At 71.7% G+C, this 23,553-nt stretch carries 18 protein-coding genes and 2 pseudogenes; 13 read left to right on the forward strand and 7 right to left on the reverse strand.

The features are described 5' to 3' along the window. Nucleotides 1–406 (forward strand): annotated as a pseudogene (locus ACWGDE_RS17160) (hypothetical protein); the annotation flags it as partial. Between the two features lie 75 nt (nt 407–481). Here the strand turns inward: ACWGDE_RS17160 and ACWGDE_RS17165 are convergent. The 6 genes from ACWGDE_RS17165 to ACWGDE_RS17190 form a co-directional block, all read right to left on the reverse strand. Then, a complete protein-coding gene (locus ACWGDE_RS17165) occupies nt 482–2,515 on the reverse strand; it encodes a prolyl oligopeptidase family serine peptidase (protein WP_453389810.1) in 2,034 nt (677 codons plus the stop codon). Beyond that, nucleotides 2,515–3,885, reverse strand: a complete 1,371-nt coding sequence (locus ACWGDE_RS17170) for a M20/M25/M40 family metallo-hydrolase (RefSeq protein ID WP_453389811.1) — start codon at nt 3,883–3,885, stop codon at nt 2,515–2,517. The genes ACWGDE_RS17165 and ACWGDE_RS17170 overlap by 1 nt, the downstream gene beginning before the upstream one ends. After that, nucleotides 3,878–4,711 (reverse strand): M55 family metallopeptidase, encoded by an 834-nt coding sequence (locus tag ACWGDE_RS17175; RefSeq protein WP_453389812.1) that lies wholly within the window; start codon nt 4,709–4,711, stop codon nt 3,878–3,880. Before ACWGDE_RS17175 ends, ACWGDE_RS17170 begins: the two co-directional genes overlap by 8 nt. A 138-nt stretch (nt 4,712–4,849) precedes the next feature. After that, the gene (locus ACWGDE_RS17180; protein ID WP_453389813.1) at nt 4,850–6,130 is read right to left on the reverse strand and encodes a DUF6236 family protein; all 1,281 of its coding nucleotides are present in this window, start codon (nt 6,128–6,130) and stop codon (nt 4,850–4,852) included. 73 nt (nt 6,131–6,203) lie between these two features. Then, entirely contained in the window at nt 6,204–6,647 is a 444-nt protein-coding gene (locus ACWGDE_RS17185) for an SRPBCC family protein (protein ID WP_453389814.1), read from the reverse strand. A 72-nt stretch (nt 6,648–6,719) separates the two neighbouring features. After that, nucleotides 6,720–7,550 (reverse strand): hypothetical protein, encoded by an 831-nt coding sequence (locus tag ACWGDE_RS17190; RefSeq protein WP_453389815.1) that lies wholly within the window; start codon nt 7,548–7,550, stop codon nt 6,720–6,722. Nucleotides 7,551–7,660: 110 nt separating this feature from the next. Between ACWGDE_RS17190 and ACWGDE_RS17195 the strand changes: the two genes are divergently transcribed. From ACWGDE_RS17195 to ACWGDE_RS17205, 3 genes and pseudogenes are all read left to right on the forward strand, one after another. Continuing rightward, the gene (locus tag ACWGDE_RS17195) at nt 7,661–8,704 is read left to right on the forward strand and encodes an Rv2578c family radical SAM protein (RefSeq protein WP_453389816.1); all 1,044 of its coding nucleotides are present in this window, start codon (nt 7,661–7,663) and stop codon (nt 8,702–8,704) included. A 154-nt stretch (nt 8,705–8,858) separates the two neighbouring features. Beyond that, nucleotides 8,859–10,433 carry an alpha/beta hydrolase gene (locus ACWGDE_RS17200; protein WP_453389822.1) on the forward strand — a complete coding sequence of 525 codons (1,575 nt, stop codon included), beginning with the start codon at nt 8,859–8,861 and terminating at the stop codon, nt 10,431–10,433. A gap of 92 nt (nt 10,434–10,525) precedes the next feature. Then, nucleotides 10,526–10,936, forward strand: a pseudogene (locus tag ACWGDE_RS17205) (RidA family protein); the annotation flags it as partial. 268 nt (nt 10,937–11,204) lie between these two features. Here the strand turns inward: ACWGDE_RS17205 and ACWGDE_RS17210 are convergent. Further along, entirely contained in the window at nt 11,205–11,774 is a 570-nt protein-coding gene (locus tag ACWGDE_RS17210) for a HEAT repeat domain-containing protein (RefSeq protein ID WP_453389817.1), read from the reverse strand. Nucleotides 11,775–12,191: 417 nt separating this feature from the next. On the opposite strand from ACWGDE_RS17210, the gene ACWGDE_RS17215 reads away from it, so the two are divergent. From ACWGDE_RS17215 to pssA, 9 genes are all read left to right on the forward strand, one after another. After that, the gene (locus ACWGDE_RS17215) at nt 12,192–14,015 is read left to right on the forward strand and encodes a 3-hydroxyacyl-CoA dehydrogenase family protein (protein WP_453389818.1); all 1,824 of its coding nucleotides are present in this window, start codon (nt 12,192–12,194) and stop codon (nt 14,013–14,015) included. Nucleotides 14,016–14,181: 166 nt separating this feature from the next. Beyond that, a complete protein-coding gene (locus ACWGDE_RS17220; RefSeq protein ID WP_453389819.1) occupies nt 14,182–15,009 on the forward strand; it encodes a TetR family transcriptional regulator in 828 nt (275 codons plus the stop codon). A gap of 442 nt (nt 15,010–15,451) precedes the next feature. Then, entirely contained in the window at nt 15,452–16,789 is a 1,338-nt protein-coding gene (gene ccrA, locus ACWGDE_RS17225) for a crotonyl-CoA carboxylase/reductase (RefSeq protein ID WP_453389820.1), read from the forward strand. A gap of 30 nt (nt 16,790–16,819) precedes the next feature. Then, complete coding sequence (locus ACWGDE_RS17230) at nt 16,820–18,925, forward strand: protein meaA (RefSeq protein WP_453389821.1); 2,106 nt, start codon at nt 16,820–16,822, stop codon at nt 18,923–18,925. Continuing rightward, nucleotides 18,922–19,896 (forward strand): HpcH/HpaI aldolase/citrate lyase family protein, encoded by a 975-nt coding sequence (locus ACWGDE_RS17235; protein ID WP_266903377.1) that lies wholly within the window; start codon nt 18,922–18,924, stop codon nt 19,894–19,896. The genes ACWGDE_RS17230 and ACWGDE_RS17235 overlap by 4 nt, the downstream gene beginning before the upstream one ends. Before the next feature lie 5 nt (nt 19,897–19,901). Then, the gene (locus ACWGDE_RS17240; protein ID WP_030010163.1) at nt 19,902–20,414 is read left to right on the forward strand and encodes a MaoC family dehydratase; all 513 of its coding nucleotides are present in this window, start codon (nt 19,902–19,904) and stop codon (nt 20,412–20,414) included. Between the two features lie 4 nt (nt 20,415–20,418). Next, nucleotides 20,419–21,624, forward strand: a complete 1,206-nt coding sequence (locus ACWGDE_RS17245) for an acyl-CoA dehydrogenase family protein (protein WP_254381044.1) — start codon at nt 20,419–20,421, stop codon at nt 21,622–21,624. Between the two features lie 185 nt (nt 21,625–21,809). Further along, nucleotides 21,810–22,466 carry a phosphatidylserine decarboxylase gene (locus tag ACWGDE_RS17250; protein ID WP_214950626.1) on the forward strand — a complete coding sequence of 219 codons (657 nt, stop codon included), beginning with the start codon at nt 21,810–21,812 and terminating at the stop codon, nt 22,464–22,466. Nucleotides 22,467–22,491: 25 nt separating this feature from the next. Next, nucleotides 22,492–23,313: a CDP-diacylglycerol--serine O-phosphatidyltransferase gene (pssA, locus tag ACWGDE_RS17255; protein ID WP_453389823.1), complete on the forward strand. Its 822-nt coding sequence runs from the start codon at nt 22,492–22,494 to the stop codon at nt 23,311–23,313. Nucleotides 23,314–23,553 lie beyond the last annotated feature (240 nt).

Genomic DNA, 23,553 nt, shown 5'->3' on the forward strand with positions numbered 1-23,553 from the left:
CTGGAGCCGGATCGCCTCGGCCGACGAGCTGGAGGCCTGGGAGGCGGCCTGGAGCGGCGAGGAGAGCACCGGCCTGTTCCGTCCGGCCCTGCTCACCGAGGAGATCGCCTTCCTCGCCGGCCGGGACGCCGCCGGGCGGATCGCCGCCGGGGCCGTCGCCAACCTCACGGGCTCCGTCGTCGGCCTCTCCAACGTGTTCACCGCCGAGGCCACGCCGGACGACTCCGCGTGGAGCGGCGCCCTCGCCGCGATCGCCGGGCTGTGGCCGGGGCTCGGCGTGGTCGGCTACGAGTCCGGCAGCGACCTGGACACCGCCGTCCGCCACGGCTTCCGGCCGGTCGGCCCGCTGCGGGTCTGGCTGCGCACCGGCGAGCGGACCCGCCCGCTGCGTACGCACCCGGCCTGAGCGGGGTCACGAACGGGCCCGGGAGACCGCGGGCCCGGAACGCGCGCAGGCCGGGGATCCCGCCCGGGCCCTGCGTCACGGCTCCAGGGCCAGCCGTGGCACGTCCGTCCGGTCGATGCCGAACACCTGCGCGTACAGCGACAGTTCCGCCTCCAGCGCCCGGACCATCGTCTCCGCGCGCCGGAACCCGTGGCCCTCGCCCTCGAAGGCCACGTAGGCGTGCGGGACGGACCGCCCGCGCATCGCGTCCAGCAGTCGCCGTGCCTGCGCGGGCGGGCAGACCGGGTCGTCCAGGCCCTGCAGCAGGACGAACGGCGCGGTGATCCGCTCCGCCAGGGCCACCGGGGAGCGTTCCCGGTTGCGCAGCGCCAGGGTCTGCGGGGGCCCGGCGAGGCCGTCGAGGTAGCGGGACTCCAGGTCGTGGGTCTCCCCGGCGAAGCCGAGCAGGTCCAGTACCGGGTAGATGATCGCCGCGCACGCGTACAGGCCGGTGGTGGCCAGCGAGGCCGCCGCCGTCCAGCCGCCCGCGCTGCCGCCCCGGATCGCGAGCCGGTCCGGGTCGGCGGTGCCCTCGGCGGCCAGGGCCCGGGCCACGGCCGCGCAGTCCTCGACGTCGACCACGCCCCACTGCTCGCGCAGCCGCTCCCGGTAGGCGCGCCCGTAGCCGGTGGAGCCCCCGTAGTTGACCTCGACCACGCCGATGCCCCGCGAGGTGAAGTAGGCGATGTTCAGGTCGAGTACGGGCGGCACGTGGTCGGTGGGACCGCCGTGCGCCCACACCACGTACGGGGGCAGCTCGTCCGCCCGGGCCCGCAGGACGGGATGGTGCGGCGGGTAGACGTGGGCGTGGATCTCCCGGCCGCCCGGGCCGGGGAAGGTCCGGCTCTGCGGTTCCGGGTAGTACGCCGGGTCCACCTGCTGCTCCTCCGGCGGGCCCGCGCCGCCGATCGCGCGGGCGTGCCCGGTGGCGGTGTCCAGCTCGACCACCTCGTACCCGCTGCGCGGGCTGGCCGCGACCCCGTAGACCCGGGTGCCGCTGACGGCGAGGGTGGGCTGCCAGGCCGTCCACGGCCCGGCGGCGTCCACCAGGTCCCCGCTCTCCGGGTCGAGCACGCCGAGCACGCAGGAGCCCAGGCCGTGCAGGACGGCGACGGCCCCTCCGCCGGGTGCCGGGCGGCCCCCGGCCGGGGTGACGTCCGCCGGGAGCGCGGCGATCCAGCGCAGCCCGGGCTTCCAGAGCGGCCCGCCGAACTCCTCGTCCCGGGGGCAGAGGTTGACGGCCCAGCCGGTCGCCGGGTCCACCCGGTACGGGTTCCACCAGCCGCCCCGGTCGCTCACCGCGAGGAGGGTTCCGTCGGCGGCCCACTCGACCTGCGCGACGGCCTCGTCCTCGCCGCCGAGGACGGTGCGGGGCCGCCCGAGCCGGCCGTCCGGCGTGACCTCGGCGAGCCGGAGCTCGGTGCCGTCCCAGGGCATCCGGGGGTGGTCCCACACCAGCCAGGCCGCTTGCCGCCCGTCCGGGGAGAGCCGGGGCCCGGTACTGAACCGGTGCCGGTCGTCCGTCAGCTCCCGTACGAGGGAACGGTTCTCGGCGGCCGAACCGTCCAGCGGTACGGCGGCCAGCACCCGGCGCACGTCGGTCGGCGCGGAACCGGTGAACTCCTCCAGCACGCACCAGACTTCACCGCCGCGCAGTACCGGGTCCGCCCAGCGCAGCCCGCCGCCGACCGCCGAGACGGGGGTCAGCGCGCGCGGCCCGGGACTGCCCGGCGCGTCCGGCTCGTACGCGTACAGCCGCTGGTCGGCGAAGTGGACGAACACCACCAGCGGTCCGCCGCCGGGGAGTTCGGCTCCCGCCCAGGGCAGCCCCCCGTACTCGGTGACCCGGCTGCGCACGTTCCACGGAGCCGGCAGCACGCTGACGGCGGGGCCGTCGGCGGCGGCCTTGCGGACCAGGGTGCGGCGGCCTCCCTCGGCCGGCCGGGGCTCGGTCCACCACACCTCGGAGCCGACCGTGCCGACGTACTCGGGGCGTCCGTCGAGGCCGGCCGCGAGGGCCGCGTCGATGGGCGAGGGCCAGCTCCCGTAGGGGGCCGTGCGCAGTTCCATCAGAGGGTGCGCAGCGCGCGGTCGAGGACCCGGACACCGAAGTGCAGGGCGTCGACGGGGACCCGCTCGTCCACGCCGTGGAAGAGGGACCAGTAGTCGAAGCCGGGCGGCAGCTTGAGCGGGGAGAAGCCGTAGCCGGTGACGCCGAGGCGGGAGAACTGCTTGGCGTCGGTGCCGCCGGCCATGCAGAAGGGGACCACGTGCCCTTCGGGGTCGAACTCCTCGACGCAGTCGCGCAGGATCGCGAACGTGCGCCCGTGCACGGGGGCTTCGAGGGCGACCTCCCGGTGGTGGAACTCCCAGTGCACGTGGGGGCCGGTGAGTGCGTCGAGGGTGGCGGCGAACTCCTCCTCGCCGCCGGGCAGCATCCGGCCGTCCACGTAGGCGGTGGCGCTGCCGGGAATCACGTTGAGCTTGTAACCGGCGCTGAGCATGGTGGGGTTGGCGCTGTTGCGGACGGTGGCCTCGACGAGGGCGGCGGCCGGTCCGAGTCCGCCGAGGACGCCGTCGAGGTCGAAGCCGGGGGCCCGGGGATCCACCGACAGGCCCTGGAGGGCGGCGAGTTCGGTGATGCAGGCGGTGACGGTCTCGGTGAGGCGGACCGGCCATTCGTACTCGCCGATGCGGGCCACGGCGGCGGCGAGCCGGCTGACCGCGTTGGCCCGGTTGGGCTTGGAGCCGTGCCCGGCGGTACCGGTCGCGGTCAGCTTCAGCCAGGCCGTGCCGCGTTCACCGGCGGCGATGGGGTAGAGGGTCCGGCCGGGTCCGGTGTGCACGGTGAAGGCCCCGGATTCGCTGATGCCCTCGGTACAGCCCTCGAAGAGGTGCGCGTGCCGGTCGGCGAGGAAGCCCGATCCGTCGATCGCGCTGTCCTCCTCGTCGGCGGTGTAGGCGATCACGATGTCCCGCCGGGGCTTCACGCCGGCCCGCGCCCAGGCCCGTACGACGGCCAGCACCATCGCGTCCATGTTCTTCATGTCCACGGCTCCGCGGCCCCAGACCACCCCGTCGCGAACCTCGCCCGAGAAGGGGTCGACGCTCCACTCGGAGGCCTCGGCCGGGACCACGTCGAGGTGGCCGTGGACCAGGAGGGCGGGGGCGCCCGGGTCGCTGCCCTCGATCCGGGCCACCACGTTGGTGCGGCCCGGGGTGCGTTCCAGCAGCGCCGGCTCCAGGCCGATGGCCGCCAGCCGCTCGGCGACGTACTCGGCGGCCGGGCGCTCCCGGCAGTCGCCGCCGCCCCGGTTGGTGGTGTCGATCCGGATGAGGCCGGAGGTGAACTCGACGGCCTCGTCGAGCGCGACCGTGTCGACCGCGTCGACCGGGGACTCCAGCACCGAGCCGGGATTGGGGTCGGACATGTCAGCCATACTGCTCCTCCACCGCTGCCGAGACGATCGTCGTGACCGCCTTGAAGGTCCGGATCCCCTCGTACATGGTCCCGCTGGTGTACGCGACCTTGCGCTCGCCGGAACGCGCGACCCCGGGCACCACCGTGGCGGCCATCGCCAGGTGCTCGGCGTCGAACTCCACCTCCACCGTGAACGGACCGCCGCTCACCGGTTCGTGACGGACCGCCAGGGACGCGGCGGCCTTGGCGGCGGCCCTGATGTCGGCGGCCGTACGGGCGGGAGTGCGGCAGACGGCGGCGTAGCGCGAGACGTGGTCCTTGACGGCGACGGTCAACGCGTCCGGGGCGTATCCGGCGGCGTCGGCGCAGGTCAGGTCGTCTCCGGTGACGAGCACGACCGGGACCCCGTACTCGGCGACGACGTGCGCGTTGAGCACTCCTTCGCTGGCGCGGATCCCGTTGAGCCAGACCCCGGTGATGGAGTTGGCGAGGTAGGTGTGGGCCAGCACGCCCTCCGCGCCGGCGCCCGTGTGGTAGCCGACGAAGGCGATGCCGTCGACGTCGCCGTGCTGGACGCCCTCGACCATGGAGAGGGACTTGTGGCGGCCGGTGAGCATCTCGGCGCGCACGTCGAGCCGCTCCAGGAGCAGGTTGCGCATGGTCCAGTGGGCTTCGTTGACGAGTACTTGCTCTGCCCCGCCGTCGTAGAAGCCGAGTACGGCGGCGTTCACGTCGGAGGTGAACAGCGTCCGGCAGCGTTCCCACTGCGGCGTTCCGGGCAGCACGTCGGCGGGCCAGGTGACGCCGGTGGCGCCTTCCATGTCGGCGGAGATGAGGATCTTCATCGGGCCCCCGGGCGGTCGGTAGCGCTGGGGGCCCACCCTAAGCGGTCCCGGGGAGATGAGGCACGTGACCACGCCCGGAGGAGCCGTGGCGGGCCCCGCCGGGCGGGGCCCCGCCCGGCGGCCCCGCCGCGCCCCGCCTCAGGCCCGGCCGCGCACGCGCCGCACGATCCGCCCGAGCAGTTGCTCGGGGTTCAGCTCGCGCCTGACGGACAGCAGGTACGCGGCCGGGGAGGCGGCCAGCGCGGCCCGCTTCTGCTGGCGCGCGCCGCGCACGACCCCGGCGACACCGAAGGCCGCGCCGACTCCGGTGGTGACCACCGGGTTGCCGGAGATCTGCCCGACCCCGAAGCCGAGGAGGGCCGGCAGGGCGAAGGAGACGTTGAGCGCGCTCTGGACCGTGTCGCCGTTCAGGGAGCGCACCGCCTCCTCCAGTTCCGCGAGCGGGATCCGGAACCGCCGGTCGACCTCGTCCTCGACGTAGCGGCGGGCGGCCTGCGGCAGCCGGACGTCCACGAGGTCGGCCTTGAGGGCCTCGGCCGTGTCCGTGACGGCTTGTCCGAAGCGGTCGAAGGCCGCCTCGTGCGTCGTGCGCAGCTCGATGATCTTCTCGATGTCGACGCCGCCCAGGTCGGCGGGGAGCACGATGCGCACGGCGAGCATCCCCACGGCATCGGTGAGGCCGCCGTCCACGGCCTCCGGCGGCCGGAGGCCGAGGTCGGGGCCGAGGTCGGGGTAGGGGTCGAGCAGCACCCGGGCGATGCGCTCGGAGTCCCAGCCCTGCGCGGCGGTGTGCGAGGCGGTGTGGTCGGTGGTAGGCGCGTAGCCGCCGAGGCGCGCGAGCTCTTCGGTGAGCGCGCACTTGTACACCCAGGCGAGCTCCGGGGACATGGCGAGGAACCCGGCGTCGGCCACCTCGCGGAAGTGCGCGGAGCGGGCGGTGAGGGCGAGCCGGTTGTCGAGCAGGGCCTCGGACAGTAGGGGGTCGACCTCGGCGTGGTAGACGCCGGCCAGGCCGTCCCTGTCCCGCCGGCCCGGAACCGGGTCGCGGGACACGGCCGTCGGGCGGTCGATCCAGTTGCCGGCGAACTGGGGACGCCCGTTCATGTTTCCCATGTTGAGCGGGACCCCGAACTCCTCGAAGTTCGCGTGCGCGTTCCGCAGCCGGTCCAGGACCCCGGCGCCCCTGCTCAGCACCTCGATGAACTCGTCGGCCACGGCCCGCGCCGCCACGGTCGGGTCCACGTCGTGGACGAAGCGCGGCAGTCCCTCGCGGAGCCGGGTGACCGTCGGCGAGTCCATGACGGGATACCCGTCCGGGACCACCCGGCCCAGGCTCGGCCAGTACAGCGCGGCGGCCTTCAGCCAGTTCTCGTCACGGAAGTGGATGTACGGGTAGTACAGCCCGCCCTGTTGCAACATCGGCCCCCCCGGGTCGCTCAGTTCACCCGATCCGGTGAGGCCTGTCCCCCGGCCTCACCGGCAACATCCTTGCTCAGCCCTCGACTTCGGCGGCCAGGTTGGCGAGGAAGGTGTCGTAGATGCGGGCCAGGCCCTTGGGCGCGAAGGTGCGCTCGAAGAACCCGCCGATGCCGCCGGCGCCGTTCCACACGGTGGTGACGACGGCCTTGGACTTGCCCTCGCCGGCCGGGGTGACCGTCCAGGTGGTGACCATGGAGGAGTTGCGGTCCTTCTCCACGAGCTGGCCGTCGGTGGGCTCGGTGACCTCGAGCAGGCAGTCGCGGACGCGCTTGCTGGTGGCCTGGAGCTTCCAGTGGACCAGCGTGCCCTCGCCGTCGCCGCCCTCGCGCACCTCGTACTCGCTGTAGTGCTCGGGCAGCAGCTTGCCCCGGGTCCCGGTGTAGTCGGCCAGCGCGTCGAACACGGTCTCCGCGTCCGCCGTGATGATGCGCTCCGTGGTGGCCTCGACCTGCGCCATGGCTGTCCTCCAGCAGTTGTGTCCGTCGTCGCCGCAAGCCAACCACCTCCGGGGCGGGCGCCCAAATCCGGGTCAGACGTGACAGCGGACGTATACGAGCAGGGTGTCGTCCGGCAGCCCGGCGAGATAGGCCGCCGCCCCGCCGGGACCCCCCAGAGGGGGCGGGGTGTGGGTGCAGGTCTCAGGGTCTCCGCACGCGCCGTGCAGGGGGGCGTAGCCCTGCTCGCACCACCAGCCGTCAAGGGTCAGGACGTTCCCGCACGGGGAGGCCCAAGCGGCGCCGTACGAGACGAACCACTCCCGCTCGCGGTGGGTGCGGAAGGTTCGGCTGGGGTCTTCGATGCCGCGCAGGAAGGAGTCGAACCCGTCGTCGGCCGGATCGGCGGGCAGTTCGGCGGCCCACTGCCGGAAGGCTGCGGCCGGTGTCTGTGCCAGGTATTCCTCATGGGCCGCGCTCCACGCGGCGTCGTAGCCGGACCGCTCCACGCGTGTCCGGTCCGGGTGGAAGTCCTCCCACGGCCGGACCGGCGGATGCCCCCGGAGCAGCTCCTGCCACCGGTCCCAGGCGGCCCCGGCCAGTTCCGCGGTCCGTTCGGAGCGCCCGCGCACCACGAGCAGCCCTCGCGGGCCGCCCGCGCACCAGCCGGGCTCGCTGTCCTCGCGGGTGCCGTCCCAGCGCGGGTGGTCGTGGACGATCCGGGGGTCCTCCTCGTGACCCGGCCGGATGCGGTAGCCGGCCCTGTCCGCACCGCCCTGGATCCGCCAGCTGTCCCAGATCCGCAGGTCCTGGGAGATGTCAGCGTCCCGGTCCAGCCAGAAGGGCGCCATCGCCTCGGCTACCGCTTCTTCGAGCCGGTCCCGGGCCTCGCCCGGGAGGCACACCGTGTGTCTGTATCCCGCCATGGGGCGCAGCCTCGCACTCCCGCACCCCGCCGACCAGCGAATATCGGGGTCCGCACGATCATGGGAACGTTTGTTCTATTCTCGGGGCGAGCTACCGAGGGAGCCGCACCATGCGCTGGGACAATCTGACCGGGAACGACGCGAAGGCCACCACCGGCCCCGCCGCGCTCTTCGGCGCCGACGCCGTCGTCACCCGGACCTTCGACACCCCCGAGTTCCGGGGGATCACCTTCCACGAGGTCCGCGCCCGTTCGATCCTCAACCGGGTCCCCGGAGCCTCCCGCATGCCGTTCGAGTGGACCGTGAACCCGTACCGGGGCTGCAGCCACGCCTGCGTCTACTGCTTCGCCCGCAAGACGCACAGCTATCTCGACCTCGACACCGGCATCGGCTTCGACTCCCAGATCGTCGTCAAGACCAACGCCCCCGAACTCCTGCGCCGCGAGCTCGCCTCCCGCCGCTGGACCGGCGCGCACGTCGCGATGGGCACCAACGTCGACTGCTACCAGCGCGCCGAGGGCCGCTACCGCCTCATGCCCGGGATCATCGAGGCGCTGCGCGAGCGCGCCAACCCGTTCTCGATCCTCACCAAGGGCACCTTGATCCTGCGCGACCTGCCCCTCCTCCAGGAGGCCGCGGCCGTCGCCGACGTCGGGATCTCCGTCTCCGTCGGCTTCACCGACACCGCCCTGTGGCGGACCGTCGAGCCCGGCACCCCCTCCCCCGCCGCCCGGCTGCAGGCCGTGCGCACGCTCACCGACGCCGGCATCGAGTGCGGGGTGCTGATGGCCCCGGTGGTGCCCTTCCTCGGGGACTCCCCGGAGCAGCTGCGGGCCACCGTCCGGGCGATCGCCGAGTCGGGCGCGACCTCCGTGACACCCCTGGTACTCCATCTGCGGCCCGGGGCGCGCGAGTGGTTCACGGCCTGGCTGGGCGCGCACCACCCGCACCTGGTCGAACGGTACGAACGGATGTACGCGGGCGGCTCGTACGCGCCCACCTGGTACCAGCGCGCGATCACCCGCCAAGTCCACGAGCTCGCCACCGAATTCGGCATCGGTCCCGGCGGGCGCGGCGCGGCCCGGCGGACCCTCGTGCCCGAGCGGCCGGCCGATCCCGCGCCCGCCGGGCCGGCCCAGCTGAGCCTGCTCTGATCACCCGCGCGGCCCGCACGGCCGGGTGAAAGGTCATCACATCGGGCCAATGAGCGGTCCAATCCCGCTTTCCGGGTGCGGGTTCCGGGACGATTCCGCCCAGAACCCTCGGCTGGGAGGCCCCATGCTGCATCCGCTGAACAAGCGCGGCCCGATGAACAAGCGCGGTACCCCGAAGAAGCGCGCCGCCGTCCTGCTGGCGCTCTCCACCGTCGCCGCCTCCGCGTTCGCTGTGCCGGTCACGGCCGCCGCCCCGGCCGCGCCCGTGCCGGCGCCCGCACCACTGAAGTGGACCGGCTGCGCGACCCCCCGCTACCCGACGCTCCAGTGCGCCTCCCTCGCGGTCCCGCTCGACCACGACGCCCCCGCCGGCCGGCAGATCTCCCTCGCCCTGACCCGGGTCCCCCACACGGCCGCCCGCTCCCAGGGCCCGCTGCTGGTCAATCCCGGCGGGCCCGGCGGCAGCGGCCGCGCCCTGGCCGGGCACATCGCCGCCGCGCTGCCCAAGGAGGTCGCCGGCCAGTTCGACGTGATCGGCTTCGATCCGCGCGGCGTCGGCAAGAGCGAGCCCGTCCTGGACTGCGGCGCGGGCCACTTCACCCCCGTACGGCCCGACTCCGTGCCCCTCGACGAGGAGACCGAGCGCGCCAACCTGGAGCGGGTGAAGTCCTTCGCCGAGTCCTGCCAGAGCAAGCACGCGGACGTCCTCCCGTACATCGGCACGGTTTCGGCGGCCCGCGACATCGAGGTGCTGCGCGCCGCCCTGCGCGCGGACAAGCTGAGCTACTTCGGCTACTCGTACGGGACCTACCTGGGCGCGGTCTACGCCAAGCTCCACCCCGACCGGGTGCACCGCCTGGTGCTGGACTCCGTCGTGGACCCGGCCGGGGTCTGGTACGAGGACAACCTCGCCCAGGACCAGGCCTTCGACGCCCGCCACAAGGCCTTCCTGGCGTGGGTGGCCCGGTACGACTCCACGTACCACCTCGGCACCGACCCGGCGGTGGTCGAGGCCCGCTGGTACGAGATGCGCTCCGCGCTGCGCGAGAGCCCGGCGGGCGCCAAGGTGGGCGCGGCCGAGCTGGAGGACACCTTCATGCCGGGCGGCTACTACAACGGCTACTGGCCCCACCTCGCCGCGGCCTTCTCCGCGTACGCGGTGGAGGGCGACCCGAAGCCGCTGGTCGCCGCGTACGAGAAGTTCGGCGCGGTGGAGCCCTCGGCGGGCAACAGCTACAGCGTGTACACGGCCGTGCAGTGCCGGGACTCGGCGTGGCCGAAGGACTGGAACCGGTGGCGGGCCGACATGTGGCGCACGCACGCCAAGGCACCCTTCATGACCTGGAACAACGCCTGGTACAACGCCCCGTGCGCGTTCTGGCCGGCCGAGCCGCTGCAGGCCCCGGACGTCACCAACACCGCCCTGCCGCAGGCGCTCCTCTTCCAGGCCACGGAGGACGCGGCGACCCCGTACGAGGGCGCGGTGAGCATGCGGCGCAAGCTTGCGGGCTCGGCGCTGGTGGTCGAGGAGGGCGGCGGCAACCACGGCATCTCGCTCAGCGGCAACAAGTGCCTGGACGAGAAGCTCGGTTCGTACCTGCTGACGGGCAAGGCCGCGGACGCCGTCTGCCCCGCGCAGGCTTCGCCGACGCCGATCCCGGCGACCCGGGCGGTCCCGCCGTCGGCGGGCGGCGCGGCGCTGCACGGCCTGCTCGGCTTCCGCGGCTAGCCGGACACGTGCCTCCGGGTCGGGCGGACCCCGGACGGGCCCGCCCTTCCCCGGCCTTGGCCAACCCGGCCCCAGCGGGCAAGATCGTGCCCATGACCACTTCGCAGGACGGCCACCTCACCCGCATCGCCGCACCCGAGGGCGTAGCCCCCGGCACCGGCTACAACCACGTCGTCTGGGGCACCGGCCGGTTCGTCGCCGTGTCCGGGCAGTGCGCCTTCGACGAGAAGGGCGAGCTGGTCGGCGAGGGCGACGCCGACGCCCAGGCCCGGCAGGTGTTCGAGAACCTGGGCCGGTGCCTGGCGGCGGCCGGGGCGTCCTTCGAGGACGTCGTGAAGCTGACGTACTTCGTCACGGACGTCGCCCACCTCCCCGCCGTCCGCGCCGCCCGCGACGAGGTGATCGCCCCGGACCGCCTCCCGGCCTCCTCGGCGGTCCAGGTCTCTGCGCTGTTCCGGCCCGAACTGCTCATGGAGATCGAGGCCTTCGCGATCGTCCCGGAGCGGACCGGGGGCGGAACCGGCGCCGGGGCGGAGTCCGAGAGCGGGACCGGGTTCAGGACCGGCTCCGCGGCCGGGTTCGGAACCGGGTTCAAGACCGGGTTCGCTAGTGCCGCGTCGGGCAACGTTTGCCCGTAAAGGAGCGGCGCCCGGTGCGTGCTCTCGGCGTGCCGGCCGGAAGCGCTCGTACTGGACGTACTCGGGCTTTCGGCCGGTGCGGCGAGAGTGCGTGCCGGGCGTCGCGACGGGGCGAACGTTGCCCGACGCGGCACTAGCTGAGTTCCAGGCCCCGCAGGGCCGCGGTCGCCGCCACCGCGAGCCGGGGGTGCGACTGGGCGAGGGTCAGCACCTCGCGGGCGCGCTGGTCGGCCAGCGCGCCCAGCCCCTCCACGCAGGCCAGGGCCACGCGCCAGTACGGGTCGTTCGGCGCGAGCAGCCGCGCCAGCGTGCGGATCAGCGCCGGTACGGACTCCGGTGCGCGCAGCGCCGCCAGCAGCCGGACCGGGTGCAGGGCGTAGGCGGTGCGCAGTTCGTTCGTCGCCAGGGCCGCCGCCGCCCGGGCGGTGCGCGGGTCCCCGAGGACGGCCAGCGCCCGCGCGGCGGCCTCGCAGCGCGGCGGGTCCCGGTGGTTGAGCAGCAGGACCAGCGATTCGAAGGCGCGCCGGTCGCCGGCCAGCCCCAGCCGGTACGCCGCCAGTTCGCGGGCCCACAGCGGCAGCCCGGCGGAGGTCAGGGAGGCAGCCAGGCCGTCCGCGTCCGCCGCGAGCAGTTCCTCGTACCGCGCCCCGTCGCCCGGCGTCTGCCCGGCCTCCGCCCGCAGGCGCTCCAACACGTCGTTCACGCGGCCACCTTAGGGGCCCGCGGGGTCCGGCACGCGGGCTTCCCGGACTCGGGTGACGGCCCCTCGGGAGACCCGGTTGATCGATGATCGATGATCGGTACATTTGAGCGGCGCACGTCACATCTGCGCACCCTGGCGGACCGGTTACCAGCGGGTTACTGTCCCTACAACACGTACGAGGGCGGCCTGGTGACGCAGCCACCTCGTACCAGTCGGTTCTGCACGACCCAGCACCACCTCACGGCGTGACCCCGGGACAGGGCTCCGCCGCTTCCGCCCCACGGGCCGTTCCCCTTGGACACCTTCCTCTCGGGATCCCCGGCCAGGGCTTCTCCGCACGGCTTTCCGTTCGGCATCCGCGCGCGCCGTGCGCCGCGCGCCCCCTCAGTCGTCACCCTCTTCCACTGGAGTCCCGCGATGGACCTTCCGTCCACGTCCAGTCAGTCCTCCCCCTCTTCCAAGCCCGCCCTGCAGACCATCGCGGTCGTGGGCCTCGGCACGATGGGCACCGGCATCGCCGAGCTCCTCGCCCGGGCCGGCCGCGAGGTCGTCGGCATCGACGTCAGCGAGGCCGCCGCCCGCCGGGCCACCGCGTCCCTCGCGGCGGCCACCGCCCGCTCCGTCGCCAAGGAGCTGCTCACCGAGCAGGAGCGCGAGGGCGTGCTCGCCCGGTTCCGCACCTTCTCCGAGCTGAGCGCGGCCGCCGACGCCGACCTCGTCATCGAGGTGGTCCCCGAGTCCTACGAGCTCAAGCAGCGGATCTTCCGCGAGCTCGACGCGATCGTCCGTCCCACCGCGATCCTGGCCACGGGCACCAACGCCCTGTCGGTGACGCGGATGGCCGCCGAGTCGCGGCGCCCGGAGCGCGTGGTCGGCCTGCACTTCTTCAACCCGGTCTCTGCGATGAAGCTGGTCGAGATCGTCTCCAGCGTGCTGACGGCCCCGCCGGCCGTCGAGGCGGTCACGACGCTGGCCCGCGAGCTCGGCAAGGAGCCCGTCGCGGTCGGCGACCGCCCGGGCTTCGTCGCCGACGGCCTGCTCTTCGGCTACCTCAACCAGGCCGCCGCCATGTACGAGGCGAAGTACGCCTCCCGCGAGGACATCGACGCGGCGATGAAGCTGGGCTGCGGTCTGCCGATGGGCCCGCTCGCGCTGCTCGACCTGATCGGCGTGGACACCGCCCGCACCGTCCTGGAGGCCATGTACACGGCGTCCGGCGACCGGCTGCACGCCCCGGCCCCGATCCTCGGCCACCTCGCCGAGGCGGGCCTGACCGGGCAGAAGTCCGGGCGCGGGTTCTACACGTACGAGGCCCCGGGCAGCCAGGTCGTCGTCCGTGACCTGCAGACTCCGCCGGACGGGGACCTGGTCCGGGCGAGCCGTCCGGTGAACTCGGTCGGCGTGGCCGGCTCGGGCACCATGGCCAGCGGTATCGCGCAGGTCTTCGCGCAGGCCGGTTTCCCGGTCGTGCTCGCGGCCCGCAGCCAGGAGAAGGCGGACGCGGCCAAGGCCGCGATCGGCAAGTCCCTGAACCGCGCCGTGGACCGGGGCCGGCTGACGGCCGAGGCGGCCGCGGCCACCATGGGCCGGATCACCCCGGCGGGTTCGCTGGACGCCTTCTCCGAGGTGGACCTGGCCGTGGAGGCCGTCGCCGAGGACCTGGCGGTCAAGCAGGACCTGTTCCAGTCGCTGGACAAGGTCTGCAAGCCCGGCGCGGTGCTGGCCACCACGACCTCCTCGCTGCCGGTGATCGCGATCGCCCGCGCCACCGCGCGGCCCGAGGACGTGATCGGCATGCACTTCTTCAACCCGGCCCCGGCGATGAAGCTCGTCGAGGTGGTCCGCACCGTGCTGACCGCCGACGACGTGCACGCCACGGTCCGCGGGGTCTGCGGCCAGGTCCGCAAGCACGCGGTGGACTGCGGCGACCGGGCCGGCTTCATCGTGAACGCGCTGCTGTTCCCGTACCTCAACAACGCGATCAAGATGGTCGAGCAGCACTACGCCGGCATCGACGACATCGACGCGGCCATGAAGCTGGGCGGCGGCTACCCGATGGGGCCCTTCGAGCTCCTGGACGTGGTCGGCCTGGACGTGTCGCTGGCCATCGAGCAGGTCCTGCACAAGGAGTTCCGCGACCCGGGCCTGGCCCCGTCCCCGCTGCTCGAGCACCTGGTGGCGGCGGGCTGCCTGGGCCGGAAGACCGGCCGCGGATTCCGTGAGTACGCCCCCCGCCGGTAAGCGGCGGCAGGCACACGAGCCGGATGCGTGGGGAGGGCTGCTCGGGTCTGCCGGACCCTCACGGCAGGCCGTACCTTCCGAGCCCAGTGCGGGCTCTCCCCCGCATCCATCCCCGTCCCACCCCCCTCGGGAGCGCTCTCCCGTACAAATGAAGTACTTTCGCTCTATGTCCCAGCCCGCCAAGACCTCGCCCCGTGCCTCCTCGGCCTCCGACGCCCCGGAGAGCCCGGCCGGCACCAAGGCGGCCGCGCAGCGGCTCAAGATGCGCCGCGAGCTGGCGGCGGCCGCGATGGAGCTGTTCGCGACCAAGGGGTACGAGGCGACGACGGTCGACGAGATCGCCTCGGTGGCCGGCGTGGCGCGCAGGACCTTCTTCCGGCACTTCAGGTCCAAGGAAGAGGCGATCTTCCCGGACCACGACGACACCCTGACCCGCGCCGAGGCCGTCCTCGACGTGGCCCCGGCGCACGAGCACCCGCTCGACACGGTGTGCCGGGGGATCAAGGAAGTCATGAAGATGTACGCCGCCTCGCCGGCGGTGTCGGTGGAGCGCTACCGGCTCACCCGCGAGGTGCCGGCGCTGCGGGAGCGGGAGATCGCCTCGGTCGCCCGCTACGAGCGGCTGTTCACCCGCTACCTGCTGGCCCACTTCGACGAGACCGACCACCACGACGGCAACGACGATCCGCTGCTGGCGGAGGTCGCGGCCTCGGCGGTGGTCACGGCCCACAACCACGTGCTGCGGCGCTGGCTGCGGGCGGGCGGCAAGGGCGACGTGGAGGCGCAGCTCGACCACGCCTTCTCGATCGTGCGCAAGACCTTCGGCAGCGGGATCGGCGCGGGGCGCACGCTCAGCTCGGCGCCTGCGGTCCCGGCCGCGCCCGTGGCCTCGGTCCGGGCGCAGGGCGAGGTACTGGTGGCGGTGGCCCGTACGGACGCTCCGCTGGACGAGGTCATGCGGACCATCGAGGAAGCACTCAGAAACAAGCAGTAGTACGCGACACAGCTCGCGTGCGGCTCACGTACCGCTCGCGCGCGATGCGTGTGTCGCTCGCGTCACAGCGGCCGCTCCCGTTCCGGGGGCGGCCGCTTTCGTTTGTCCGGCTTGCCCCTACTCGCAGGTAACTCTGATCGATCATCGCTCATCGGTGCAGGTCAATCGGCAAATGAGAGAAAGTTTTGGCACGCGGTGCCTTGCCGGGTGACACGGGGTGCCATACGTTGAATCTCGTCCGGATGTCCCCGCGGTCCAGCCCACTCGGCACGGAACGCGCCCCGGACGCCTGCGTCACCAGGCACCCCGCACCGCCCCACCACAGGCAACGCGCAGCAGCACCTCAGCCGAATCGACGGCACCCACACACATCGCTTCACCGCTCCACGCAACCCGTTTCCCTCAGCGCACCCTCATCAGCGCACCGGCCGGAGGCAACACCGTGAAGGACATCCTGGACGCGATCCAGTCGCAGAGCGCTACGGCCGCCGACTTCGCGGCCCTGCCGCTCCCCGACTCGTACCGCGCGATCACCGTGCACAAGGACGAGGCGGAGATGTTCGCCGGGCTCACCACCCGCGAGAAGGACCCGCGCAAGTCCCTGCACCTGGACCAGGTCCCGGTGCCGGAACTCGGCCCGGGCGAGGCCCTGGTGGCCGTGATGGCCTCCTCGGTCAACTACAACTCCGTGTGGACCTCGATCTTCGAGCCGGTGTCCACCTTCAGCTTCCTGGAGCGCTACGGGCGCCTCTCGGAGCTCACCAAGCGCCACGACCTCCCGTACCACGTCATCGGCTCCGACCTCGCGGGCGTCGTGCTGCGCACCGGCCCCGGCGTCAACGCCTGGAAGCCCGGCGACGAGGTCGTCGCACACTGCCTCTCCGTCGAGCTGGAGTCCTCGGACGGCCACAACGACACGATGCTCGACCCCGAGCAGCGCATCTGGGGCTTCGAGACCAACTTCGGCGGCCTGGCGGAGATCGCCCTCGTCAAGTCCAACCAGCTCATGCCGAAGCCGGACCACCTCAGCTGGGAGGAGGCCGCCTCCCCCGGCCTGGTCAACTCCACCGCCTACCGCCAGCTGGTCTCCCGCAACGGCGCCGGCATGAAGCAGGGCGACAACGTCCTGATCTGGGGCGCGAGCGGCGGCCTCGGCTCCTACGCGACCCAGTTCGCACTGGCCGGCGGCGCCAACCCGATCTGCGTGGTCTCCAGCGAGCAGAAGGCGGACATCTGCCGGGCGATGGGCGCGACCTCGATCATCGACCGCAACGCCGAGGGCTACAAGTTCTGGAAGGACGAGCACACCCAGGACCCGAAGGAGTGGAAGCGCTTCGGCAAGCGCATCCGCGAGCTCACCGGCGGCGAGGACATCGACATCGTCTTCGAGCACCCGGGCCGCGAAACCTTCGGCGCCTCGGTCTACGTCACCCGCAAGGGCGGCACCATCACCACCTGCGCCTCGACCTCGGGCTACATGCACGAGTACGACAACCGCTACCTGTGGATGTCGCTCAAGCGGATCATCGGCTCGCACTTCGCGAACTACCGCGAGGCCTGGGAGGCCAACCGCCTGGTCGCCAAGGGCAAGATCCACCCGACCCTGTCGAAGGTCTACTCCCTCGAGGAGACCGGCCAGGCCGCCTACGACGTCCACCGCAACCTCCACCAGGGCAAGGTCGGCGTCCTCGCGCTGGCCCCCGAGGAGGGCCTGGGCATCCGCGACCACGAGATGCGCGCCACGCACCTCGAGGCGATCAACCGCTTCCGCAACGTCTGAGACGCCCAAAGGCCAAAGGGACAGCCTGAGATGACAGAGCGCCAGAAGGACCGTCCGTGGCTCATGCGGACGTACGCCGGCCACTCCACGGCCGAGGCGTCCAACGAGCTGTACCGCCGCAACCTCGCCAAGGGCCAGACCGGCCTGTCGGTCGCGTTCGACCTGCCGACGCAGACCGGCTACGACCCCGACCACATCCTCGCCCGCGGCGAGGTGGGCCGGGTCGGGGTCCCGGTCTCCCATCTGGGCGACATGCGGCGGCTGTTCCAGGACATCCCCCTGGAACAGATGAACACCTCGATGACGATCAACGCCACCGCCATGTGGCTGCTGGCGCTCTACCAGGTGGCCGCCGAGGAGCAGGGGGCGGACATCTCCCAGCTCCAGGGCACCACCCAGAACGACATCGTCAAGGAGTACCTCTCGCGCGGGACGCACGTCTTCCCGCCCGGGCCCTCGCTCCGGCTGACGACGGACATGATCGCGTACACGGTCAACCACATCCCGAAGTGGAACCCGATCAACATCTGCAGCTACCACCTGCAGGAGGCCGGTGCCACGCCGGTCCAGGAGATCTCCTACGCGATGGCCACGGCCATCGCCGTCCTGGACTCGGTGCGCGACTCGGGCCAGGTGCCCGAGGAGCGCTTCGGCGAGGTCGTCGCGCGCATCTCCTTCTTCGTGAACGCGGGCGTCCGCTTCATCGAGGAGATGTGCAAGATGCGCGCCTTCGGCCGCATCTGGGACAAGGTCACCCGTGAGCGCTACGGCATCGAGAACGACAAGCAGCGCCGCTTCCGCTACGGCGTCCAGGTCAACTCGCTCGGCCTGACCGAGGCGCAGCCGGAGAACAACGTCCAGCGCATCGTCCTGGAGATGCTCGCGGTCACCCTCTCCAAGGACGCCCGCGCCCGCGCCGTGCAGCTGCCGGCCTGGAACGAGGCGCTGGGCCTGCCCCGGCCCTGGGACCAGCAGTGGTCGCTGCGCATCCAGCAGGTCCTGGCCCACGAGAGCGATCTGCTGGAGTACGAGGACATCTTCGCGGGCTCGCACGTGATCGAGGCCAAGGTCGAGTCCCTGGTGGCCGAGTGCCTGGCCGAGATCGACCGGATCCAGGAGATGGGCGGCGCGATGGCCGCCGTCGAGTCCGGGTACCTCAAGGGCGAGCTGGTCGCCTCGCACGCCGAGCGGCGGGCCCGGATCGAGGCCGGCGAGGACAAGATCGTCGGTGTCAACTGCTTCCAGCAGACCGAGGAGAACCCGCTCACCTCCGACCTGGACGGCGCCATCATGACGGTGGACTCCGCCGTCGAGGCGCTGACCGTGGAGCGGATCGGCCGCTGGCGGGCCGAGCGCCAGGAGTCCTCGGACCGGCAGGGCAACGGCGACCCGTTCGTCTTCCCCACGGTCATGCAGGCCCTGGACCGGCTCAAGGAAGCCGCCGCCGGGGACGAGAACCTGATGGAGGCCACCCTGGAGTGCGCCCGCGCGGGCGTCACGACCGGCGAGTGGTCCAGCGCCCTGCGCGAGGTGTTCGGCGAGTTCCGGGCGCCGACCGGGGTCTCGTCGGCCCCGGTGGCCGTGACCGCCGAGGAGGGGACCCCCATGGCCCTCGTCCGCGCGAAGGTCTCCCGCACCGCCGACGAGCTCGGCTCCGGCCGGCTGCGGCTGCTGGTCGGCAAGCCCGGCCTGGACGGGCACTCCAACGGCGCCGAGCAGATCGCCGTACGGGCCCGCGACGCCGGTTTCGAGGTGGTCTACCAGGGCATCCGGCTGACGCCCGAGGAGATCTCCTCGGCGGCGCTGGCCGAGGACGTGCACTGCGTGGGACTGTCCATCCTGTCCGGCTCGCACAGCGCGCTCGTCCCCGACGTGCTGGAACGGCTGCGCGCGGCGGGGGCGGGTGACATCCCCGTCGTCCTCGGCGGCATCATTCCGAATGCCGACGCCGTGGCGCTCAAGGCGGCCGGGGTGGCCGCCGTATTCACCCCGAAGGACTTCGGCATCACGGAGATCATCGGCCGTATCGTCGACGAGATCCGCAAGGCGAACAAGCTCCACCCGCTCGGCGACGCCGAATCCGCGGACGACGCGGACACCAACATCACAGCTGCAAGCACGGAGGTCCCCGCATGACCACGCCCTCTTCCCCGGTCAACCGGCTGCGGCCGCGCCGCTCCTGCCTCGCGGTGCCGGGTTCCAACCCCCGGTTCCTGGAGAAGGCCCAGGGCCTGCCGGCCGACCAGGTCTTCCTCGACCTCGAGGACGCCTGTGCCCCGCTCGCCAAGGAAGGCGCCCGCCACACCATCGTGGACGCGCTGAACAACGGCGACTGGACCGGCAAGACCCGCGTGGTGCGCGTCAACGACTGGACCACGCACTGGACGTACCGCGACGTGATCACCGTCGTCGAGGGCGCCGGCCAGAACCTCGACTGCATCATGCTGCCGAAGGTCCAGGACGCCCAGCAGGTCGTGGCGCTCGACCTCCTGCTGACGCAGATCGAGAAGACCATGGGCTTCGAGGTCGGCAAGATCGGCATCGAGGCGCAGATCGAGAACGCCAAGGGCCTGGTCAACGTCGACGCGATCGCCGCCGCCTCGCCGCGGCTGGAGACCATCATCTTCGGGCCGGCCGACTTCATGGCCTCGATCAACATGAAGTCGCTGGTCGTGGGCATGCAGCCGCCCGGCTACGGCGCGGACGCCTACCACTACATCCTGATGCGGATCCTGATGGCGGCCCGCATGCACGACCTCCAGGCGATCGACGGCCCCTTCCTGCAGATCAAGAACGTCGACGGCTACCGCGAGGTCGCCGGGCGCGCGGCGGCCCTGGGCTTCGACGGCAAGTGGGTCCTGCACCCCGGCCAGGTCGACGCGGCCAACGAGGTCTTCTCCCCCTCGCAGGAGGACTACGACCACGCCGAGCTGATCCTCGACGCCTACGACTGGTGCACCTCCGAGGCGGGCGGCAAGAAGGGCTCGGCGATGCTCGGCGACGAGATGATCGACGAGGCCAGCCGCAAGATGGCCCTGGTCATCTCCGGCAAGGGCCGCGCCGCGGGCATGCAGCGCACCACCAAGTTCGAGATCCCGGAGGCCTGAGCAGCATGCAGTTCGGACGCACCTACGAAGAGTTCGAGGTCGGGGCGGTCTACAAGCACTGGCCCGGAAAGACGGTCACCGAGTACGACGACCACCTCTTCTGCCTGCTGACCATGAACCACCACCCGCTCCACATGGACAGCAACTACGCGGAGAACACGACCGACTTCGGCAAGAACGTCGTCGTGGGCAACTACATCTACTCGCTGCTGCTGGGCATGTCCGTGCCGGACGTCTCGGGCAAGGCGATCGCCAACCTGGAGATCGAGTCGCTGCGCCACGTGGCGCCGACCTTCCACGGCGACACCATCTACGGCGAGACCACGGTCCTCGACAAGACCCCGTCGAAGTCGAAGAACGACCGCGGCATCGTCTACGTCGAGACCAAGGGCTACAAGCAGGACGGCACCCTCGTCTGCGTCTTCCGGCGCAAGGTGATGGTCCCGACCGAGACGTACATCAAGGAGCGCGGCGGCGAGCAGCCCGGCCGCCCCACGCTGAAGGAACAGGGGAAGTAGAACCATGAGCCGACTTGCCCAGACCGCCGGCCTGACGGACGACCAGAGGGACATCCTCAAGACCGTCCGGGAGTTCGTCGACAAGGAGATCATCCCGGTCGCGACCGAGCTGGAGCACCGGGACGAGTACCCGCAGCAGATCGTCGACGGCCTCAAGGAACTCGGCCTCTTCGGCCTGATGATCCCGGAGGAGTACGGCGGCCTGGGTGAGTCGCTGCTCACCTACGCGCTGTGCGTCGAGGAGATCGCGCGCGGCTGGATGTCCGTCTCGGGCATCATCAACACGCACTTCATCGTGGCGTACATGCTCAAGCAGCACGGCACCCAGGAGCAGAAGGAGTACTTCCTTCCGCGGATGGCGCTGGGCGAGGTCCGCGGCGCGTTCTCGATGTCCGAGCCGGGGCTGGGCTCCGATGTGTCGGCCATCACGTCCAAGGCGGTCAAGGACGGCGACGAGTACGTCCTGAACGGCCAGAAGATGTGGCTGACGAACGGTGGCACCTCCACGCTGGTGGCCGTTCTGGTGCGCAGTGACGAAGGACACCCCGAGGGCACCGCGCCCCACAAGTCGATGACGACCTTCCTCGTGGAGAAGGAGGCCGGCTTCGGTGAGGTGCGTCCCGGCCTGACCATCCCCGGCAAGATCGACAAGATGGGCTACAAGGGCGTCGACACGACCGAGCTCATCATGGACGGACTGCGCATTCCGGCCAATCGGGTACTGGGCGGCCAGACCGGCCGAGGGTTTTACCAAATGATGGACGGGGTCGAGGTCGGCCGCGTCAACGTGGCGGCCCGTGGCTGCGGCGTCGCACAGCGTGCGTTCGAGCTGGGTGTCTCGTATGCCCAGCAACGTCACACTTTCGGCAAGGCGATCGCCGAGCACCAGGCGATCCAGTTCAAGCTCGCCGAGATGGCTACCAAGGTCGAAGCCGCCCATGCGATGATGGTCAATGCAGCACGCAAAAAGGACTCCGGGGAACGAAACGACCTCGAAGCAGGGATGGCGAAGTACCTCGCCTCCGAGTACTGCAAGGAGGTGGTGGAGGACGCGTTCCGTATCCACGGTGGCTACGGCTTCTCGAAGGAGTACGAGATCGAGCGTCTCTACCGGGAGGCACCGATGCTGCTGATCGGTGAAGGTACCGCCGAGATCCAGAAAATGATCATCGGGCGACGCCTGCTCGAGGAGTACCGACTCCAGGGCTGAAAGTCCCTTTTGCGGGGAATCATCCAGCGATTTTCCGCAAAAGAGTCACTACCAGTCACTGGCCTGCGGTCATCGACTCGGCTTCTGGCTTGCCCAGTTGTTGCGTGCAACCGATAGCATTCCAGTAAAGCCGCCGTCCCGTCCCCCTGTTTGCGGCGCGGCATCACCCGCTACGAAGGTCATCCATGCCCCACAGCCAAACCTCTGCACCTCGCGTCGGCCTCCTCGGTGGACGCCTCGCGCGCGGAGCATCGCCGTGGCTTCTGCCGACCGTCGCCACCGCCGCTCTCAGCCTCACCCGGGCCCGCAAGTCCGGACGCTGGGCGGCGGTAGCCGTGCCCACCACCGCGCTCGCGGCGGGCATGCTGTGGTTCTTCCGCGACCCCGAGCGTGAGATCACGCAGGGCCGGGTCATCTCGCCCGCCGACGGTGTGGTGCAGAGCATCATGCCGTGGAAGGACGGGCGGACCCGGGTCGCGATCTTCATGAGCCCGCTGAACGTCCACGTCAACCGCGCGCCCCTCGCGGGCACGGTGACGTCCGTGGAGCACATCCCCGGCGGATTCGTTCCGGCGTTCAACAAGGAGAGCGAGAACAACGAGCGCGTTGTCTGGCACTTCGACACCGAGCTCGGCGACATCGAGATGGTGCAGATCGCCGGCGCCGTCGCGCGCCGCATCGTTCCGTACCTGCCGGCCGGCTCCAAGGTGGAGCAGGGCGAACGCATCGGTCTGATCCGCTTCGGCTCGCGCGTCGACATCTACCTCCCCGAGGGCGTCGAGGTCGCGGTCGAGGTCGGACAGGCCACCACCGCGGGGGTGACCCGAATTGACCGTGACTGACCCTGAGACCCCTGCCACCGGCTGGGTGCCCGAGGCGTCCGAGGAGGAGTCCGCCGAGGACGACATGCCGCTCTCGCTGCGGCTGTCGATAGCGGACACCCTCACCCTCGGCAACGCGACGTGCGGATTCATGGCGGTGTACTTCACCACCACCGGAATCCTCATCCCGCACCTCACCGGCAGCGGTGAGACGGGCATGGCCCGCAGCAGCGCCGCGACGGCAGTGATACTGATGCTGCTCGCCGCGGTCTTCGACCTCTTCGACGGCATCGTGGCCCGCAAGCTGCGCAGCTCGCCGATGGGTGCGGAGCTGGACAACCTGTCCGACCTGATCAGCTTCGGCCTGGCTCCCGCCTACTTCGTGCTCGTCTACGGCATGGTCGCCGTGGACGCGGTGCAGAAGATGTCGGCGCTGGCCGCGATCGTGGTGCTGCTGGCCGTGGTGCTGCGTCTGGCGAGATTCAGCTGCGTGACGATGAAGGACGGCATGTTCCAGGGCATGCCGAGCCCCTTCGGCGCGCTGACGGTCGTCTCGATCGTGCTGCTGGAGCTGCCGTTCATCCCGACGCTCCTGGCGATCATCGGGGTGGCGTGGCTGATGGTGAGCCGGGTCGAGTACCCCAAGCCGCGGGGTGTCCTCGCGGTGGCGATGCTCAGCTGGATCGTCGGGGCGATGGGTCTGCTGGCGGCGTGGGCGTTCGACGCACCGGGCGGTGGGCTGCTGCTGCAGACCGGCTGCGCGCTGCAGATCGCTCTGGCGGCGACGATCCCGCTGTTCGCGACGACCCGTCGCGCGAACACGTTCCGCCACAACCGCCGCGAGGCGAGGGCCACGCAGGCCCCGTAACCCGGCTGCACGCGCACAAGAGGGCCCCCGGCCGCCACCAGGCAACCGGGGGCCCTCTCGCGTCCCCGGAGCCCGCCGCCAGCCGCTCCGGGACCGCCCCGGGCCCCCGCGCCTCAATTGCCGGCGGGGCTGGATTCGCCCCGGACCGGGCGGTCCGGCCCGTTGTCTTCTGCGGCGCCGCCGCACGGGGGCCGGCCCCCGGACCCCCGCTCCTCAAACGCCGGCGGGGCGGGATTCGGG

This window comes from Streptomyces sp. NPDC054956 (genome assembly GCF_053609185.1).

Bases quoted from the DNA above. Each gene is read 5' to 3' on its own strand.
- ACWGDE_RS17190 (WP_453389815.1), bottom strand. From the start codon at position 7,550: ATGGCGGGATACAGACACACGGTGTGCCTCCCGGGCGAGGCCCGGGAC.
- ACWGDE_RS17200 (WP_453389822.1), top strand. From the start codon at position 8,859: ATGAACAAGCGCGGTACCCCGAAGAAGCGCGCCGCCGTCCTGCTGGCG.
- ACWGDE_RS17175 (WP_453389812.1), bottom strand. From the start codon at position 4,711: ATGAAGATCCTCATCTCCGCCGACATGGAAGGCGCCACCGGCGTCACC.
- ACWGDE_RS17240 (WP_030010163.1), top strand. From the start codon at position 19,902: ATGCAGTTCGGACGCACCTACGAAGAGTTCGAGGTCGGGGCGGTCTAC.
- ACWGDE_RS17195 (WP_453389816.1), top strand. From the start codon at position 7,661: ATGCGCTGGGACAATCTGACCGGGAACGACGCGAAGGCCACCACCGGC.
- ACWGDE_RS17230 (WP_453389821.1), top strand. From the start codon at position 16,820: ATGACAGAGCGCCAGAAGGACCGTCCGTGGCTCATGCGGACGTACGCC.
- ACWGDE_RS17235 (WP_266903377.1), top strand. From the start codon at position 18,922: ATGACCACGCCCTCTTCCCCGGTCAACCGGCTGCGGCCGCGCCGCTCC.
- ACWGDE_RS17170 (WP_453389811.1), bottom strand. From the start codon at position 3,885: ATGGCTGACATGTCCGACCCCAATCCCGGCTCGGTGCTGGAGTCCCCG.
- ACWGDE_RS17180 (WP_453389813.1), bottom strand. From the start codon at position 6,130: ATGTTGCAACAGGGCGGGCTGTACTACCCGTACATCCACTTCCGTGAC.
- ACWGDE_RS17185 (WP_453389814.1), bottom strand. From the start codon at position 6,647: ATGGCGCAGGTCGAGGCCACCACGGAGCGCATCATCACGGCGGACGCG.
- ACWGDE_RS17215 (WP_453389818.1), top strand. From the start codon at position 12,192: ATGGACCTTCCGTCCACGTCCAGTCAGTCCTCCCCCTCTTCCAAGCCC.
- ACWGDE_RS17245 (WP_254381044.1), top strand. From the start codon at position 20,419: ATGAGCCGACTTGCCCAGACCGCCGGCCTGACGGACGACCAGAGGGAC.
- ACWGDE_RS17250 (WP_214950626.1), top strand. From the start codon at position 21,810: ATGCCCCACAGCCAAACCTCTGCACCTCGCGTCGGCCTCCTCGGTGGA.
- ACWGDE_RS17165 (WP_453389810.1), bottom strand. From the start codon at position 2,515: ATGGAACTGCGCACGGCCCCCTACGGGAGCTGGCCCTCGCCCATCGAC.
- ACWGDE_RS17220 (WP_453389819.1), top strand. From the start codon at position 14,182: ATGTCCCAGCCCGCCAAGACCTCGCCCCGTGCCTCCTCGGCCTCCGAC.